17 protein-coding genes, 1 tRNA gene and 1 pseudogene are annotated in these 15,601 nt (G+C 61.4%); 9 read left to right on the plus strand and 10 right to left on the minus strand.

The features are described 5' to 3' along the window. Positions 1-35: 35 nt before the first annotated feature. The 4 genes from ACZ9EJ_RS08230 to pcsA all read right to left on the minus strand — a co-directional run bounded on the left by ACZ9EJ_RS08230 (position 36) and on the right by pcsA (position 4,510). On the minus strand, positions 36-962 hold the full coding sequence (locus ACZ9EJ_RS08230) for an ABC transporter permease (RefSeq protein ID WP_046626513.1): 927 nt from the start codon (positions 960-962) through the stop codon (positions 36-38). Beyond that, the gene (locus ACZ9EJ_RS08235; protein WP_046640323.1) at positions 962-2,050 is read right to left on the minus strand and encodes an ABC transporter permease; all 1,089 of its coding nucleotides are present in this window, start codon (positions 2,048-2,050) and stop codon (positions 962-964) included. Before ACZ9EJ_RS08235 ends, ACZ9EJ_RS08230 begins: the two co-directional genes overlap by 1 nt. Further along, positions 2,040-3,614: an ABC transporter ATP-binding protein gene (locus ACZ9EJ_RS08240; RefSeq protein WP_046640324.1), complete on the minus strand. Its 1,575-nt coding sequence runs from the start codon at positions 3,612-3,614 to the stop codon at positions 2,040-2,042. Before ACZ9EJ_RS08240 ends, ACZ9EJ_RS08235 begins: the two co-directional genes overlap by 11 nt. A 167-nt stretch (positions 3,615-3,781) precedes the next feature. Then, entirely contained in the window at positions 3,782-4,510 is a 729-nt protein-coding gene (gene pcsA, locus ACZ9EJ_RS08245; protein WP_046626519.1) for a phosphatidylcholine synthase, read from the minus strand. A gap of 187 nt (positions 4,511-4,697) precedes the next feature. Here pcsA and ACZ9EJ_RS08250 point away from each other — a divergent pair, with 187 nt between their 5' ends. Beyond that, positions 4,698-5,900: a UbiH/UbiF family hydroxylase gene (locus ACZ9EJ_RS08250; RefSeq protein WP_046640325.1), complete on the plus strand. Its 1,203-nt coding sequence runs from the start codon at positions 4,698-4,700 to the stop codon at positions 5,898-5,900. Here ACZ9EJ_RS08250 and ACZ9EJ_RS08255 read toward each other — a convergent pair. Both ACZ9EJ_RS08255 and ACZ9EJ_RS08260 read right to left on the minus strand, forming a co-directional pair. Continuing rightward, positions 5,877-6,839 carry an AEC family transporter gene (locus ACZ9EJ_RS08255; RefSeq protein ID WP_046640326.1) on the minus strand — a complete coding sequence of 321 codons (963 nt, stop codon included), beginning with the start codon at positions 6,837-6,839 and terminating at the stop codon, positions 5,877-5,879. The two genes, ACZ9EJ_RS08250 and ACZ9EJ_RS08255, sit on opposite strands and share 24 nt — an antisense overlap. Positions 6,840-6,885: 46 nt before the next feature. Then, positions 6,886-7,644, minus strand: a complete 759-nt coding sequence (locus ACZ9EJ_RS08260; protein ID WP_046640382.1) for a cytochrome c biogenesis CcdA family protein — start codon at positions 7,642-7,644, stop codon at positions 6,886-6,888. Positions 7,645-7,850: 206 nt separating this feature from the next. Here ACZ9EJ_RS08260 and ACZ9EJ_RS08265 point away from each other — a divergent pair. Continuing rightward, a tRNA-Lys gene (locus ACZ9EJ_RS08265) sits at positions 7,851-7,926 on the plus strand. A gap of 54 nt (positions 7,927-7,980) precedes the next feature. On the opposite strand, the gene ACZ9EJ_RS08270 is transcribed toward ACZ9EJ_RS08265, so the two are convergent. Continuing rightward, positions 7,981-8,442: a hypothetical protein gene (locus ACZ9EJ_RS08270; protein ID WP_251089721.1), complete on the minus strand. Its 462-nt coding sequence runs from the start codon at positions 8,440-8,442 to the stop codon at positions 7,981-7,983. A gap of 34 nt (positions 8,443-8,476) precedes the next feature. On the opposite strand from ACZ9EJ_RS08270, the gene ACZ9EJ_RS08275 reads away from it, so the two are divergent. Genes ACZ9EJ_RS08275 through ACZ9EJ_RS08285 form a run of 3 tightly spaced genes read left to right on the plus strand, consistent with a single transcriptional unit; the run spans position 8,477 to position 10,224 of the window. Beyond that, a complete protein-coding gene (locus ACZ9EJ_RS08275; RefSeq protein ID WP_251089720.1) occupies positions 8,477-9,253 on the plus strand; it encodes a site-specific integrase in 777 nt (258 codons plus the stop codon). A 25-nt stretch (positions 9,254-9,278) separates the two neighbouring features. Then, the gene (locus ACZ9EJ_RS08280; RefSeq protein ID WP_476098947.1) at positions 9,279-9,920 is read left to right on the plus strand and encodes a hypothetical protein; all 642 of its coding nucleotides are present in this window, start codon (positions 9,279-9,281) and stop codon (positions 9,918-9,920) included. Continuing rightward, entirely contained in the window at positions 9,907-10,224 is a 318-nt protein-coding gene (locus tag ACZ9EJ_RS08285) for a hypothetical protein (protein WP_476098949.1), read from the plus strand. The genes ACZ9EJ_RS08280 and ACZ9EJ_RS08285 overlap by 14 nt, the downstream gene beginning before the upstream one ends. 104 nt (positions 10,225-10,328) lie before the next feature. On the opposite strand, the pseudogene ACZ9EJ_RS08290 reads toward ACZ9EJ_RS08285, so the two are convergent. Next, positions 10,329-10,811, minus strand: a pseudogene (locus ACZ9EJ_RS08290) (helix-turn-helix domain-containing protein); the annotation flags it as partial. A gap of 1,009 nt (positions 10,812-11,820) precedes the next feature. On the opposite strand from ACZ9EJ_RS08290, the gene ACZ9EJ_RS08295 reads away from it, so the two are divergent. Continuing rightward, positions 11,821-13,362, plus strand: a complete 1,542-nt coding sequence (locus ACZ9EJ_RS08295; protein ID WP_046640327.1) for a DegQ family serine endoprotease — start codon at positions 11,821-11,823, stop codon at positions 13,360-13,362. A gap of 14 nt (positions 13,363-13,376) precedes the next feature. Here the strand turns inward: ACZ9EJ_RS08295 and ACZ9EJ_RS08300 are convergent, their stop codons facing one another. After that, positions 13,377-13,676 carry a hypothetical protein gene (locus ACZ9EJ_RS08300; protein ID WP_046640328.1) on the minus strand — a complete coding sequence of 100 codons (300 nt, stop codon included), beginning with the start codon at positions 13,674-13,676 and terminating at the stop codon, positions 13,377-13,379. A gap of 162 nt (positions 13,677-13,838) precedes the next feature. Here ACZ9EJ_RS08300 and ACZ9EJ_RS08305 point away from each other — a divergent pair, with 162 nt between their 5' ends. From ACZ9EJ_RS08305 to ACZ9EJ_RS08315, 3 genes are all read left to right on the plus strand, one after another. Continuing rightward, positions 13,839-13,964, plus strand: a complete 126-nt coding sequence (locus ACZ9EJ_RS08305; RefSeq protein WP_255736082.1) for a hypothetical protein — start codon at positions 13,839-13,841, stop codon at positions 13,962-13,964. A 124-nt stretch (positions 13,965-14,088) separates the two neighbouring features. Further along, complete coding sequence (locus ACZ9EJ_RS08310; RefSeq protein WP_046626530.1) at positions 14,089-14,667, plus strand: NADPH-dependent FMN reductase; 579 nt, start codon at positions 14,089-14,091, stop codon at positions 14,665-14,667. Between the two features lie 92 nt (positions 14,668-14,759). Further along, positions 14,760-14,939 carry a hypothetical protein gene (locus ACZ9EJ_RS08315; RefSeq protein ID WP_046626532.1) on the plus strand — a complete coding sequence of 60 codons (180 nt, stop codon included), beginning with the start codon at positions 14,760-14,762 and terminating at the stop codon, positions 14,937-14,939. Positions 14,940-15,020: 81 nt separating this feature from the next. Here ACZ9EJ_RS08315 and ACZ9EJ_RS08320 read toward each other — a convergent pair whose 3' ends face one another. Then, entirely contained in the window at positions 15,021-15,281 is a 261-nt protein-coding gene (locus ACZ9EJ_RS08320) for a DUF2171 domain-containing protein (RefSeq protein WP_046626534.1), read from the minus strand. Between the last annotated feature and the right edge of the window lie 320 nt (positions 15,282-15,601).

Raw genomic sequence — 15,601 nt, forward strand, 5'->3', positions numbered from 1 at the left:
TATTGGCTTGAAGACGTTTTGTTTTGGTTCCGCGGTCACCGGTCGGGGACAAAGGGTTTCCCGAGCGAGGCCGGCGTATTGATGAGCGTCGTGCGACGATTATGCGAAATGATGATCAGCACGACAATAGTCGCCGCATAAGGAAGTGCGGACAGGAACTGCGACGGGATGACGATGCCGAGGTTCTGCGCCACGATCTGCGCGTGCAGCTGGCCGATCCCGACAGCGCCGAAAAGGTATCCGCCCGCCAGAATCCGCCATGGCCGCCAGGAGGCGAAAACGACGAGCGCGAGCGCAATCCAGCCACGGCCGGCCGACATGTTCTCCACCCATTGCGGCGTGTAGACGAGCGAAAGCTGAGCGCCGGCAAGTCCGGCACAGGCGCCCCCGAACATGACCGCCAGGTAGCGGGTACGGATGACGTTGATGCCGAGCGCATGGGCCGAGGCATGGCTGTCGCCGATCGCCCGCAGCTTCAATCCGGTCCGGCTCCTGAACAGGAACCAGTTGATGCCGACGACAAGCGCGATCGATACGTAGAAGATCAGGTCCTGGCGAAAGAGGACGCGACCGAAAAAGGGGATGTCCGAAAGCAACGGAAAGACGATCGGCTGCAGTTTTATGCCCGGCTGGCCGACGAAGGCCTCGCCGATCTGCCCGGAAAGCCCGAGACCGAGGATGGTGAGCGCAAGGCCGGTCGCCACCTGGTTGGCCACCAGCGTCAGCGTCAGGAAACCGAAGAGCAGCGAGAAGATGCCGCCGCCCAGAATGCCGGCGAGGATGCCGATATAAGGAGAGCCCGTCAGTTGCGCGGCCACGAAGGCGCAGGCAGCCCCCATGATCATCATGCCTTCGACGCCGAGGTTCAGCACGCCGGAGCGCTCGGTCACCAGTTCGCCGAGGGCTGCGAGAACCAGCGGGGTGGATGCGGTGATGACGGTGAGAAGGATCGCCTCGAACATCAGCCCTTCACCTCCGCCGTTTTTGTGCCCGCAAAGATCAGCCGGACCCTGTAGTGGATCAGGGTATCGCAGGAGAGCACGAAGAAGAGCAGCAACCCTTGAAAGACGCGGCTGACCTTGTCCGAAATGCCGATCGACAGCTGCGCCGCCTCGCCGCCGAGATAGGTCAGCGCCAGCACGAGGCCTGAAGCGATGATCCCGAGCGGGTTGAGCCGCCCGAGGAAGGCGACGATGATCGCGGTGAAACCGTAACCCGGTGAGATGACCGGCTGAACGTGACCGATCGAGCCGGACACCTCCGAAATGCCGGCAAGCCCGGCAAGCGCGCCCGACAGCAGCATCGAGAACCACACCATGCGGCGGGCGGAGAAGCCGGCAAAGCGCCCTGCCCGTTCCGACTGACCGAGCACCGAGACCTCAAAGCCCTTCAGCATGAAGCGCATCATGAACCACAGCGCCACGGCCGCGACGATCGCGAAGATGAAGGCCCAGTGGGCGCGGCCGGACGACAGGATCTCCGGCAGTACCGCTTCGATCTGAAAGCCCTTGGTCTGCGGGAAATTGTAGCCTTGCGGATCGCGCCATGGTCCGCGCACCAGCCAGTCGAGATAGAGCTGGGCGATATAGACCAGCATCAGGCTGGTCAGGATTTCGTTGGTGTTGAAGCGGGTTTTCAGCAACGCCGGTATGCCGGCATAAAGCGCGCCGCCGATCATGCCGAGGATCAGCATCAGAGGGAGGATCAGCGGCGAGTGCCAGGCCGGATACATGACCGGCAGGATCGAGCCGGTGATGGCGCCGATGGTGAACTGGCCTTCGGCCCCGATATTCCAGTTGTTGGACCGGTAGCAAACCGACAGGCCGACCGCGATCAGGATCAGCGGCGCTGCCTTGATCGCCAGCTCGTGCAGCGACCAGACTTCCAGCAGCGGCTCGATGAAGAAGCTGTAGAGCGCACTGACCGGGTTCTTGCCGAGCAGCCAAAACATGATGGCGCCGAAAAGCAGCGTCAGCGCGAGCGCCAGCAGCGGCGAGAGGATCGAGAACAGCGTCGAGACGCGGGCGCGCTTCTGGAGCTCAATGCGCATGCGCCGTCTCCGGAATGGAATGGCTTTCGTGGATACCGCCCATCAGCAGACCGATGCGTTCGAGCGTCAGCATGCCGGCCGGATAGGCCTCGGAGAGACGGCCTTCGGAGATGACAGCGATATTGGTCGCCACCTCGAAAATCTCGTCGAGATCCTGGCTGATCACCACGACCGCCGAGCCGGACCTGGCGAGATCGATCAGCGCCTGGCGGATGCGGCTTGCGGCACCGGCATCGACACCCCAGGTCGGCTGGTTGACGACGAGCACGGAAGGTTGCCGGTCGAGCTCGCGCCCGACGATGAATTTCTGGAGGTTGCCGCCGGAGAGCGAGCCTGCCTGCGGATCCTCGCCGCTCTTGCGGACATCCATCGCCTCGCAGATGCGGCGGGTGGCGGAGCGGATCGCGTCGAAGCGAATGACGGAAAAGGCGCCGCCGGACAGAAAGGCCTTCTTGTCCGACTGGCTGCGGGCGAGCAGGAGATTGTCCGAAAGGGCCATGGCGGAGACCGCGGCATGGCCGTGGCGCTCTTCCGGCACGAACCCGGCGCCAAGCAGGCGGCGGCCGTTGATGCCGGTGCGGCCGACCGCCTTGCCCCGGATGCGGATCGCCTCGTCTTCGGCAACCGGATATTCGCCCGAAAGCGCGTCGAAGAGTTCACCCTGGCCGTTGCCCGCAACGCCGGCGATCGCCAGCACCTCTCCGGCCCGGACCTTCATGGCGATGTTCTTGAGCGACACGGCAAAGGGCGTGCGCGCCGGAACCGAAAGATTGCTGACCTCGATGCGGATATCGCCGAGTGCTGCCGTATTGTCTCGATGGACTTCGGCGACATCGGAGCCGACCATCATCCGGGCGAGCGACGCCGGTGTTTCCTGGCTCGGATCGCAGGCGCCGGTGACCTTGCCATGGCGCAGGACCGTGGCGCGATCGCAGATGCGGCGTACTTCCTCCAGCCTGTGGCTGATATAGAGAACCGATCGGCCCTCGGCCTTCAGCTTGAACAGCGTCTCGAACAGCCGGTCGGCCTCCTGCGGGGTCAAGACCGAAGTCGGCTCGTCGAGGATGATCAGCTTGGGATTTTGAAGCAGCGCCCGGACGATCTCGATGCGCTGGCGCTCGCCGACGGAAAGGTCCGCCACATGCGCCTGCGGATCGAGCGGCAGGCCATATGCCTTGGAAAGCGAGGCCGCTTCCTCCGAGATCCTGGCAAGCGAAATCTTGGGGTCGAGCGACAGCGCAATGTTTTCCGCGACCGTCAGCGCCTCGAACAGCGAGAAATGCTGGAAGACCATGCCGACGCCGAGCCGGCGGGCCTCGCCCGGCGAAGCGATCGTCACAGGCGCGTCTTGCCAGAGGATCTGGCCGGCGCTCGGCTGCAGGACGCCGAAGAGCATTTTCACGAGCGTCGACTTGCCGGCGCCGTTTTCTCCGAGCAATGCATGAATTTCACCGGGCGCGATATCCAAATCGATCGCGTTGCAAGCCGCGAAGCTGCCGAAAAGCTTGGTCAAACCTCGAACCGACAGAAGCGGAACGGTCGCCGGACCCTCGGATAACGTCACTGAACCCCCTCGTTCACCACGGGCCTACCTTCTTCGAGGTTTTTCAGGGCGACGCGGCGTATTGACTTTGACGACATCCGGCGATCATTCCGGACATTCGACTGATATTGATACCGTATTTGTTGCTTCGCACAACACTAAAGAAAGGGGGTTGAAGCAAGGTCCAACTATTTTCCGAGGCTGGGGAAAAGCTGTAGCACGCCGCCGATGCAATAGAGGTAGATGCCGCTCAGTACGACACCATAGACGACCCAGTCGGGTGTTTCGAAATGCAGGAGCAACGAATAGCCGCCGAGCGCGCACCATATGAGGCAGACGGCCAGATTGAGCGGGCGGAGCCGCTTGACGCGCACCGGATGCAGGAAATTGATCGGCAGGAAGGTGAGAAAAACCGATACGGAGACCAGGACCAGGGCCGCCGTGGCGCTTGCATCGATGACGAATAACGTGAACACGACCATGTTCCAGACAACCGGAAAGCCGGAAAAAAAGTACTCGTCCGTCTTCATGCCCATGTCGGCATAATAGACCGCGCTGGAGACGACGATGGCGCCTGCGGCGACGAAGGACCATGGCTCCCCGATCATGCCGCTCTGGTAAAGCGCAAACGCCGGCAACAGCACGTAGGTCACATAGTCGATGATGTTGTCGAGCGTGTCGCCCGACCAGTTGGGCAGGACTTCCTTGACCCGCACCTTGCGGGCGATCGGTCCATCGATGCCGTCGACCAGGAGCGCCAGCCCCAGCCACCAGAACATGTCGACAAAGCGATGCTCGGCTGCCGCGACGACCCCGAGGAAAGCGAGGAACGAACCTGATGCCGTCAGGAGGTGAACCGAGAAGGCACGGATTTCGGCATACGGAACTTTTCTGTAATTGAAGATTCGTCTAATCACGCGTCAGTCCCGCCTTCCCTCATCCGGCGAGGTATGCGGCCAATCACCGCGCATTGCAACCGGCTTGGCCCCGCCGCAAGAGATAGAGCATTGCTTTTTCCATGCTGCGCTGCCGTGCCCCATGGATATGCCCGCCCCGAAGCTCTAGATAATCGAGAGCAGATTTTTGCAGAGCAGGACGACGGACATGCAGCATTTCGAGATCGCCGTGGTGGGCGGGGGACTGGCCGGATCGGTTGCCGCATTGGCGCTCGCGCGCGCCGGCCGCAAGGTGGCTATGATCGCGCCCTCCGCCGCGAAAACCGACGAGCGTACGACCGCACTGATGGACCACTCCATTCGCTTTCTCGAACGGCTTGGCGTCTGGGAGGCCATAGCGCCTTCCGCCGCGCCGCTCTCGGTCATGCAGATCATCGATGGCACCAAGCGACTGCTCCGCGCGCCGACGGCGCAGTTCCGGGCGCAGGATGTCGGCCTCTACGCCTTCGGCTACAACATACCGAACCGGGCGCTGTCGGAAACGCTGGATGCGGCGGTGGCAGCAGAACCCAACGTTACCAACGTCGCTCAAACCGTCGAAACCTTCGATTTCTCGGCCGAGAGAGTGATGCTGACACTGTCGGACGGCACGATCGCCAGCGTCGATTTCGTCGTGGGTGCGGACGGGCGTCAGTCGAAAGCGCGGGAAACGGCCGGCATCGGCGTGCGGCGCTGGTCCTATCCCCAGTCGGCGGTGGTATTGAACTTCGCCCATACCCTGCCGCACGGCAATGTCTCGACCGAAGTCCATACGGAAAACGGACCGTTCACCCAGGTTCCCCTGCCCGGCCTTCGCTCCAGCCTCGTCTGGGTCGTGAAGCCGGATGAAGCCGGCCGTCTCGTCGAGCTTCCCGTCGAGGAGCTGTCGCGGCTGGTCGAAGACCGCATGCAATCGATGCTCGGCAAGGTGACCGTTGAAGGCACGGCACAGGCATGGCCGCTTTCCAGCCTGATGGCGGAACGGTTCGGCAAGGGTCGGCTGGCGCTGATCGGCGAGGCCGCACATGCCTTTCCGCCGATCGGAGCGCAGGGCCTCAACCTGTCGCTGCGCGACATCATCGCACTTTCGGAATTGCTTGTCGCCACCAGCGACCGCCCGATTGCAGCCGATGCCGGCGATCGCTTCAACCGGCGCCGCGGCCCGGACATCGTCAGCCGCACAGTCGGCGTCGATCTCCTCAACCGTTCGCTGCTGTCGGATTTCCTGCCCGTCCAGATGCTGCGCGCGGCGGGCCTGCACATCCTCACCAACGCGCCGCCGCTGCGAAACCTGCTGATGCGGGAAGGCATCGAGCCCGGCCGTGGGCTGCGCGCCGTCGTCGACGCCTTACGGAAAGAGATCCGGCGGTAAGGTACCGGAGTTGATGAGGTAAAGCAGCACCGGCAGTGTTGCCACCGATGCGGCCGTAATGATCAGGATGCTCGCCGAAGCCCTCTCCTGCCAGACGCCGTATTGCTGGCTGATGACAAAAACGTTGGTCGCCGTCGGCAGCGCCGAAAGCAAAGTCGCGGAATAGATCCACACGGGATCGAAATTGCCGATCAGCGACAGGACCGCATAGGTGGTCATCGGCAGCACGATCAGCTTGAAGGCCGCGATATAGCTGATCTCCACAGGCACGCGCTTGATCGGCCGGAGCGCCAGCGTCACCCCCATGGCAAACAGCGCGCAAGGAGCCGCCGCCTGGGCGAGGTAGTCGATGAGCCGCTGGAAGGCAGCGGGCGGCTGCACGGCAAATGCCGCGAAGCAGAATCCGAGCGCCGTCGAGATGATGAACGGGTGCAGCACGACTTTCCGGACGATATCGGCGACCACTTGGCTGGCCGGACGTCTGTCGCCGCCGGCCACCGCCATCATCGCAGGCGCGACGATAAAATGCGCGGCGTTCTCGAAGCAGACGATCAGCGCCACCGGCACCGCTGCCGCCTCACCGAAAGCCAGCAGCGCCAGGCCCGGCCCCATATAGCCGATATTGCCGTAAGCGCCGGCAAACGACTGGATGGTGCAATCGGCAAACGAATTACGACGCAAGAAGAAGCCGATCAGGAAGAGAACGAAGAAGACCAGGTAGGTCGCGCCGATCTCGCCGAAGATGAAGTCCGCCCGGGTCAGCTGCTCGACGGGGGTGCGGGAAACGAGCTTGAAGAACAGCGCCGGCAGGGCCGCGTAGATGATGAACGTATTCATCCAGCCGAGCGCTTCAGCCGGCTGTCTCGTCACCTTCGCGGCCAGATAACCGATGAGGATCAGCCCGAAGAAGGGCAGCAGCAATGCAATGATATCGGCCATCGGTACCCTGCCCGCTGACCGGGCCGTATTGGAAGACGCTTTTCCGTTAGCCGATTTGCATCAGGATTGGAAAGGTCTGCTGGAACCAGATTGCGGCCGAAGTGACGAAACCGAAGATGAAAGCGAGCCCGGTCAGGATCAGGAAGACCCCCATGACCTTCTCGACCATGCCGAGATGGCGGCGGAAGCGGGTGAGGAACTTCATGAAGGCACCGGAAAAGCCTGCGGCGATCCAGAACGGCACGGCCAGGCCCAGCGAATAGATGGCGAGCAGCGCCGCTCCCTCGCCGACCGTATCACGGGATGCGGCGACGCCGAGGATGGCGCCCAGCACCGGGCCGATGCAGGGTGTCCAGCCGAAAGCGAAGGCAAGTCCCATGACATAGGCGCCGGAGAGCGTCGCCGGCTGGCCGCCGCCCTGGAAGCGTGCCTCGCGGGCGAGAAGGCCTATCCTGAAAACACCCAGAAAATTCAGGCCCATGACGATGATGATCAGGCCGCCGAGCTTCGACAGGAGATCGAGATGCTGACGCAGCAAAACGCCGATCGTCGAGGCGCCGGCCCCGAGCGCCACGAAGACGGTCGCGAAGCCGAGCGTGAAGAACAGCGCCGACTTGAGCACCGCCCGCCGTGTTCTGGCCCCCGAATCGATGACCGCCGCCCCTCCGCCACCCCGGAACTGCTCGACCGAAATGCCCGCCATATAACAGAGATAAGGCGGCACGAGCGGCAGCACGCAGGGAGAGAGAAACGACAATGCGCCGGCAAGAAGCGCACTCAGCAGGGATATTTCGGCAATCGACACGTGTGGCTCCGGATGGCGGGCCTTTCCGGGAGCCCGCGTCTTACGCTTGAGGTAATGGCCGAACGCGGCGAATGCCAATCACCTTTTCGCACCGCGGCGGAAAAGCGTCAGATAGCCGCATTTTTGCTGTTTTTGCGGGTTGACCGCAAGGGGGCACCTGCCTATGTTCCGCGCACTTTCAAGGACGCGCTTACCCGCGGCCGCGGGAGAGCGTAGCTCAGTCGGTAGAGCAACTGACTTTTAATCAGTAGGTCCAGGGTTCGAATCCCTGCGCTCTCACCAATAAATTCAACGGCTTACTGCCTTGAACTTGGTCGAAAACCAGCTAAAATACCCTCACACAGTTTTGAGGGTAATGGCATCCCACAAAGTGCTTGGTGACAAGGTCCGTGTGTACCGTCGCCCCACAGTTCCGTCTGGCAGTGCTCCACCTACCTTGAAGGAAAGGAGTGGCGAGTCAGCACCAAAACCGACAGCCTGTCCCAGGCCAAGGAATTTGCGGAAGACTGGTATTTTGAACTCAAGGGCAAAAGCCGCGCGGGGGGCCTGAAGAAGGAAAAAACCTTCGCAGATGCCGCCAAGCAGTTTTTTCTGGAGTACGAGGCGATCACCAGCGGCGAGCGCAATGCCCGCTACGTGAAGGACCATGAGGCCCAGCTTGAGAATCACCTGATACCCTACTTCGGCGACAAGGCGTTGAGCGCCGCCACCGCTGGTATCTTGCAGGAATACCGGGTGATGCGGCTGCAGTCGAAGGGCCGGACTGGTAAGCCCCCGTCCCGCAGCACCTTGCATCATGAGACGGTAACCTCCGCCAGGTCATGAAACCGCCTTGCGGCACGGCTGGATAGGTCGCCTGCCCGATTTCTCGGCGCCCTACCGCGCATCCAGCAAGGTCAACCATCGGGCCTGGTTTTCGCCCGAGGAATACAAGCAGCTCTATTCCCATACCCGCGACCGGGCGAAATCGGCGTTCAAGCTGAACTGGCAGCATGCGGCCGAGCAGTTGCACGATTTCATCCTGTTCATGGCCAATACCGGCCTGCGGCCCGACGAAGCCAACCGGTTGGAATACCGTGACGTCACCATTGAAAAGGACCCGGAGAGCAAGGAACGGATCTTGGTGATCGAGGTGCGCGGCAAGCGCGGCGTCGGCTACTGCAAAAGCCACGGGCGCGGTGTTTCCGTTCGAGCGGATGAAGAAGCGCAACAAACCCAAGCCAACCGACCTCGTCTTCCCGCAGGACCACAAGAAACAGTTCAACCGGGTTCTCACGGACTGCGACCCGAAATTGACCGTCAGGGCAACCGCCGTTCGGCCTACAGCCTGCGGCACACCTATATCTGCCTGCGCCTGCTCGAAGGTGCGGACATCTACCAGATTGCCAAGAACTGCCGGACGAGCGTGGAGTTGATCGAAAAGCACTACGCAAGTGCATCTCAAGAACAAACTGGATGCCAAGGCCGCCAACGCGCGCCGCCCGGGAAAGCCTTCTCAGGCGCTTGTGCTGGAATAGCAGCCAGTCGCATGAGAAACGTAGTCTCCGGCATTCCAGAAACTGGGGTAGTTCAGCGCGCCGTCAGATCCGCACAAGCTGCGGTTGTTTAGATAGTTCCACAACTGGAGGCTATCTATGAGTATTCCCGGTATCGGCCATTCCACCGCTGCAAGTTATCGGCCTGCGAGCATTTTGAACCCAAGAGCGCCTGCTCCACTTTCGGAAAAGGCGAGCGTTTCCTTGGTCACGGACGCTCTCCCGGACGATGACGACATCGGCGTGTACGATACTACCGGCAAAGTCCCGGCGCCCTCGAACAGCTTCGAGACCGCTCGGGCGAACGGCTACGAAATCTTTATGCCAACTCGCGCTGGCTACTCCTCCAACAACCTTGCGCTTGCGGTCACAGACCCGGCTGCAGAACCTTTCTCAGCCGGGTTGACCAAGGATCAGGTCGCAAATGCGGCGCGTGGGGCAATTGATGCGCGATACGCTCAGATGAGCCGGGAAGGGAAGCCTTTCGATATCAATAGCATGGAAGGCGTGGACTGGTATGCGGCATTCGGTGATCTCGACCGACGGGCGCTAAATGCCATCTATACGGACAAGAGCGGCGCCTTCAGCGAAGAGGAGAAGGGCATCGCCCATTCCATTATGTCTCAGCAGCAGGGGCTTGCAATCGGCCTTTATGGCGGCCCAACGCGCCTGGTCGACAAAATACAATCAGGCTTCCGCCGCTGTCACTCAAAGCCCCGAAGCGTTGATGACGATGTATAAGAAGACAGTGGAGTGGCTGGACAAGCTGAGCCTTGAAGAAAAGACCACTTCGCCGATGTGGGTTGACCAGCGAGCGGGCAGCCAATGGGGTTACGAGGAGACCGCGAAAGGGCTCGGCGTTCTCGCCGATGACCTGAGTTCAGGTTTCTCCTTCATCGACATGTACATCCGATCGATCCGCGAGCTTGGTGAGCTCGGCGTTGACCATACCATCGAAGACGCTCCATCATATGGCAAGGTATGGGAGCTTTTTGATGAATATCGATCCAATCTCGAAAGCAGACCTGAAGCTGTATATGTGTAGCATGGTCGGAGCTATGCGATAGCCTTCTGACCCATGCTCGTGCGCAATCTCAGTCCAGCGGGCGAAGCATCGTGCATCCGGTCCATCGCATTGGCTGCCAGTATCCGGCCGTCACCGAGCTTGAACTCGCCCTTGAAGTCGGCGCACCACAGATCGTTCGGCAGCAATGCTTGAGATAGGGTGGTTCCCTCGGCCCGAAAGCGGTGTCGCCCGCGGGCATGGGCGACCAGACCATGTCGATCGAGCACCGCATGCACCGTGCTCTTGGACGGCACGCGCACATCGCCGGCCAGGCGCCTGACCAGCAGTTCTCTGATCTTCCTGGCACCCCAATGCGGCTTGTTCTTCTTGCATGAGACGATCATCGCCTCGACCGGCTCAGGCAGCTGGTTGGCGTAACGCACCGGCCGCCGCGAGCGATCCGTCAGTGCCTCCAGGCCGGCTTGCCTGTAGCGATTGAAGATCTTGTAGCCGGTCTTTCGCGAGATGCCGAACTCCCGGCACACATCGCTCATGCCTTCGCCCTCAAGCAGCCGGGCGACAAAACGCAGACGTTCCTCCATCACCGAAGTCTCTTTCCACGGCATCAACACCTCCCGCAAAAAAGCGAAAAGTGTTACCCATGTCTCCGGTACAAAACGTCACCTATCTCTCAGGTCGGGCACATAAATCATACACTTAGACGGAAGCCATGCGAGTGCAGTGGTTTGAGGTGCATGGGCCAAGGCTCCGCGCGCTGTCTCGTTCGCCGTGGCGGGTAGAATCGCTGCGCCTGCTTCGTCACAATGTGGGTGGACGAAGTGCAGCCGGTCTGTCACAAGCCGATCAGGACGCGACTGCCGTTAGCTTTAGAACGGGGTCGGGCGACCGATTGACGTCACGTCGCTGCCACGAGATCACGTCGGCCGTCCTTTTTCGATCCGGTCGCAGGTCCCGGCACGCCGAATCGCGTCGCAAAAAGCCCCGCCTCACCCATTACAATTTGCTCATCTTCAGAGCGCACGCCGTTGATTACAGCCACGTCATGTTTGCGGCGGCCAACTGCGTACGGGCGAAAACTCAGGCACGGCGTCAAGCTCTTGAAATATCTTATTTCGTGGGATCGAGGATATGGTGGGAGCGAAGCATTTAGCCGAAAATTCGGCAGATGCGGCCTCCCAAACCTTATTTATTATTAAGCTGACCTTCGAGGCTCATGGGCGTATTTCTGGCTTCGAGACTGAATGCTGCCGATGCGCGGAGAGTTCGTGACGGCGGAGCCAGTTCGATAACCGTTCGCTGAAGGTGGAGCTCAGATATGCGCTCGCTCGTCCCGATAAACCAGCCTACTCCCGTGTCGCCGGCGCCCTGCCCGGTCATGCACCTTACCGGACCGCCCGGCAATCGACTGCGACAGCCAGGTGTTCGAAGCCGTTTCACCTGCCGTCCAGGGAACCTGGTTTCCTGATGCCGCGACTTCCCTGCAAGGCCGGCTTTTCAGCTTCGTAAATCTCCAGGACCCCAACCGATCGGCCGCACTCCTCGCGCGGCTTCGATCCTCTTCGCCCCCATGCGCGCTTCCCGCCGCCGGGGCTGCAGATTGAAAGGAAGACCTCCATGTCAAATATCCTTCGCAGACATCGGATCGCCGCACTTCTCGGCGCCGCCATCGTCGCAGTGCCGCTCTCCGTGCCGGTCATTCTCGGCACCAACGCGGCGGATGCCGCAACCACGGCAACGTCCGTCTCCGGCCCGGTTTCCGGCATCGTCGCTCCGGGCGGTTCGTTCGCACCGATCGTCTCCGCCGACAAACCCGCCGTCGTCACCATCACCACCACGATGAAGGCGCAAAACGTCGCTTCGAACGACAGCTCGCCCTTGGACGACAATTCGCCGTTCGATGAACAGTTCCGGCAGTTCTTCGGCCAGCAGGGCATTCCGATGCCGCGTCATATGCCGCAGCAGCGCCAGACTCCCCGGACCGAAGCCCTCGGCTCCGGCTTCGTCGTCACCGCCGACGGCTACATCGTCACCAACAATCACGTGATCGACAACGCGATCGACATCAAGGTGACCCTCGACGACGGCACCGAGGTCCCGGCCAAGCTGATCGGCGCCGACGCGAAATCCGATCTCGCCGTCGTCAAGATCGACGCGCCGAAGCCCTTGGCGACGATTGCCTGGGGCGATTCGGACAAGCTCAATGCCGGCGACCAGATTCTGGCGATCGGCAATCCGTTCGGCATCGGTACGACCGTCACCGCCGGCATCGTTTCGGCCCGCGGTCGCGATCTTCACAGCGGCCCCTATGACGATTTCATCCAGATCGATGCGCCGATCAACCACGGCAATTCCGGCGGCCCGCTGGTCGATCTCGAAGGCAAGGTCGTGGGTATCAACACGGCGATCTACTCGCCGAACGGCGGTAGCGTCGGGGTCGGTTTCGCCATCCCTTCCGACCAGGCCCGGAAGGTCGTCGCCAAGCTGATGAAGGACGGCTCGATCGAGCATGGCTTTATCGGCGTGCAGATCCAGCCGGTGACGGCGGATGTGGCGAGTGCCATAGGCCTCGACAAGCCGGAAGGCGCGCTGGTCGCCAATGTCAACGACGACACGCCGGCCGCCAAGGCCGGTGTCCGGACCGGCGACGTCATCACCGCGCTCGGCGGCCAGCAGGTCAAGTCGCCGCGGGACCTGTCGCGCATGGTCGCCGACCTGACACCCGGCGCCAAGGAAGATCTGACCGTCTGGCGTCAGGGTCAAAGCCGCAATCTCAGCATCACCGTCGGCGGCAACGAGCCCGACCAGCAGCAGGCTTCGGCAGACAATGGCAGCAAGTCCACGCAAGGTGCCCAGCGCGTTCCGACCATCGGCGTCGGTCTTGCCGACCTCACGCCGGATATCCGCGAGGCGCTCAACCTGCCGCGCCGGGAAAACGGTGCCGTGATCGAAAGCGTCGCTCCCGACAAGCCGGCTGCCGATGCCGGCCTGCAACCCGGAGACGTCATCGTCTCGATCAACCAGCAGCCGGTCAAGTCCGCCAAGGAAGCCAAGGCGGCGGTCGCCGAAGCCGGCAAGTCCGGGCGCAAGTCGGTCCTGCTGCTCATCCAGCGCGGCGAAAGCCAGACCTTCGTCGCGGTTCCCTTCTCGATCGGCTGAGCCCCGGCCTCGCCTTATCGTCTCCGCGCCGCCCGGTTGTCGCGACCGGGCGGCGGTCGTTTTGTCCCACCTTCGATCTCCCCCAACGCAGCGACGAGTTCTGAAAATCTCGCCCGCGCCCGAGCAAGCACCAGCGCCTCGGCGATGGGTTTGTCCACGACGTCCTCCAGAGCCCGCGCCACCCGACGGGCCGCTCTCTTCAAGTCGCCGGGAGCGGCTTCGCTGCTCACGATCTCGGCCGCCAGGATGTACATCCGCCGATAGCTCCTTGCTTCGGCGGCCGCCGTCATCCACGTCATATGGAACTCAGTCATGCCGGCTTAGATGGGAGCCGCCTCATGAAAGTCAGGCGCGCCATAACGGTAGAGTCAATCTCGCTTTAACCAAAACTTAAGCGTGAATTACCATCTTCTGACGAAACCGGCGCCGGAACCTTCGCAGGCGCAGGGCGTTTGCCCGGCCGAAGGAGCATCCTTATGCGCATTATATTCGTGGTCATGATTGTTTCCGTACTCAGTATCCTGGCATTCAAATATGCCGACCAGTCGCTTGGCGGTGGCGACATCATGGCTTCACCCATGGAACTCTCGGCTCAAAACTGACACGGTTGCATCAGGCGATTGATCTTTTCCGCCTGTCCCCGAGGATCGGCTTGACCACTTCGGCCTCACCCCCAATATTCCTGCGGTCCCGCCCCAATCCATCTTTCACGCCTGAGAGGTTTTTATGACCAAGCCAAAGATCGCAATCATCATCAGCAGCACGCGCGACGTCCGGTTCGGCGACAAGCCGGCACAGTGGATCTATGATACGGCATCCAAGCGCGACGACATGGAATTCGAGATCGTCGACTTGCGCGATTTCCCGCTGCCGTTCTTCAATGAAAAGGCGTCGAACGCCTGGGTCCCCACCGAAAACGAAGTCGGCCAGCGCTGGCAGAAGAAGGTCGCCGAATTCGACGGCTATATCTTCGTGATTGCCGAGTACAACCGCTCCATCACGGCGGCGCTCAAGAATGCGCTCGACTTTTCCTATCCGGAATGGAACCGCAAGCCGGCGGCAGCCGTCGGTTATGGCAGCGTCGGCGGCGCCCGTGCGGTGGAACACTTCCGCACGATCGCAGTCGAGCTCCAGATGGCTCCGACCCGTCCGGGCGTACATATCCAGGGCGCCGATTTCTTCGCGGTCTGGCAGCAGGGCAAGGCGCTGTCGGAACTCACCCATCTGGAACCCGGCGTGAAGACCATGCTGGACGACCTTTCCTGGTGGGCAACAGCCCTCAAGACGGCGCGTGAAAAGGCCTGACCGCCTGTCACGCCACATTGATCCCAAGGTTCCGGTCCCGCCGGAACCTTCCGGTTTTCCGGGGGTTGTCAGGCTATAAAGGAGACGTAGCCATGAGCGCCCAGAATGTCCTGATTGCCTTGGGATCCGCCATCGCGGGCGGCCTTGTCGTCGCGCTTCTGATGCATCCCGCCGGACCGGTCGCAAGCACGAAGTCCGATCGCCTCAGCGGCCCTCCGGCAGAGACCGCCTTCCTGCCGGAACGCTTCGGCGTTCCGGGTTCCACACAGTGACTTCGACGCGCTGAAATTGCGATCCGAAACACGAAAAGGCCGGCGCCGCTTTCCAGGCGCCGGCCTCTTTATGTCGATCAGTCAATGGACGGCCTTGCCGCCCTCTTCTTCCTCGAATGTGACCGCGACATCGCCGTCTGCCGAAAGACGAACTCTGTCCCCTTCGATATCGGCGACAAGCTCCAGCGGAATGAAGTGATGGTGACCTCGATGGCCGCCTTCGCCGCTGTCCTTCCTGGTCAGCTTGATACGGCTGCCTTCGACACGGTCGACCGTTCCAATATGGACGCCATCGGCGCCAATGACTTCGGCATGTTCCTTGATTCTTGCAGCATCGATCATTGGAAATCTCCTTTTCTGCGCCTCGACAACGCATGAATGAAGATATCGATGCATGCTCTCCGAAATTGGGAGCCGCTTCACAAACACGCCGCCCGCATTGAACAACCGGAACTGCGGTGCACGCCCTCGGTGAGGCATAAAAGCGCTTGAACGTAGCCTCGGTTTTGCTGATCACGGCGAACACAAGATCGGCCGCAGCGTGGTGGGTGCCCACCTCCATTAGAATAGATAGGAAAGCGACGGCGGGAACAGAGAATTTTTCGAAAGCAATACTTCCAAAATGTCCATAACTTTACGACCCATTACTATCGTTCGCATTC

It is taken from the genome of Neorhizobium sp. USDA 3394, assembly GCF_056280385.1.

What these genes read in the sequence shown, in the direction of transcription:
- ACZ9EJ_RS08230 (WP_046626513.1), bottom strand. Translation starts at nt 962, where the DNA reads ATGTTCGAGGCGATCCTTCTCACCGTCATCACCGCATCCACCCCGCTG.
- ACZ9EJ_RS08235 (WP_046640323.1), bottom strand. Translation starts at nt 2,050, where the DNA reads ATGCGCATTGAGCTCCAGAAGCGCGCCCGCGTCTCGACGCTGTTCTCG.
- ACZ9EJ_RS08250 (WP_046640325.1), top strand. Translation starts at nt 4,698, where the DNA reads ATGCAGCATTTCGAGATCGCCGTGGTGGGCGGGGGACTGGCCGGATCG.
- ACZ9EJ_RS08255 (WP_046640326.1), bottom strand. Translation starts at nt 6,839, where the DNA reads ATGGCCGATATCATTGCATTGCTGCTGCCCTTCTTCGGGCTGATCCTC.
- ACZ9EJ_RS08270 (WP_251089721.1), bottom strand. Translation starts at nt 8,442, where the DNA reads ATGATGCAAGGTGCTGCGGGACGGGGGCTTACCAGTCCGGCCCTTCGA.
- ACZ9EJ_RS08280 (WP_476098947.1), top strand. Translation starts at nt 9,279, where the DNA reads ATGAGTATTCCCGGTATCGGCCATTCCACCGCTGCAAGTTATCGGCCT.
- ACZ9EJ_RS08285 (WP_476098949.1), top strand. Translation starts at nt 9,907, where the DNA reads ATGACGATGTATAAGAAGACAGTGGAGTGGCTGGACAAGCTGAGCCTT.
- ACZ9EJ_RS08295 (WP_046640327.1), top strand. Translation starts at nt 11,821, where the DNA reads ATGTCAAATATCCTTCGCAGACATCGGATCGCCGCACTTCTCGGCGCC.
- ACZ9EJ_RS08300 (WP_046640328.1), bottom strand. Translation starts at nt 13,676, where the DNA reads ATGACTGAGTTCCATATGACGTGGATGACGGCGGCCGCCGAAGCAAGG.
- ACZ9EJ_RS08305 (WP_255736082.1), top strand. Translation starts at nt 13,839, where the DNA reads ATGCGCATTATATTCGTGGTCATGATTGTTTCCGTACTCAGTATCCTG.
- ACZ9EJ_RS08310 (WP_046626530.1), top strand. Translation starts at nt 14,089, where the DNA reads ATGACCAAGCCAAAGATCGCAATCATCATCAGCAGCACGCGCGACGTC.
- ACZ9EJ_RS08315 (WP_046626532.1), top strand. Translation starts at nt 14,760, where the DNA reads ATGAGCGCCCAGAATGTCCTGATTGCCTTGGGATCCGCCATCGCGGGC.
- ACZ9EJ_RS08320 (WP_046626534.1), bottom strand. Translation starts at nt 15,281, where the DNA reads ATGATCGATGCTGCAAGAATCAAGGAACATGCCGAAGTCATTGGCGCC.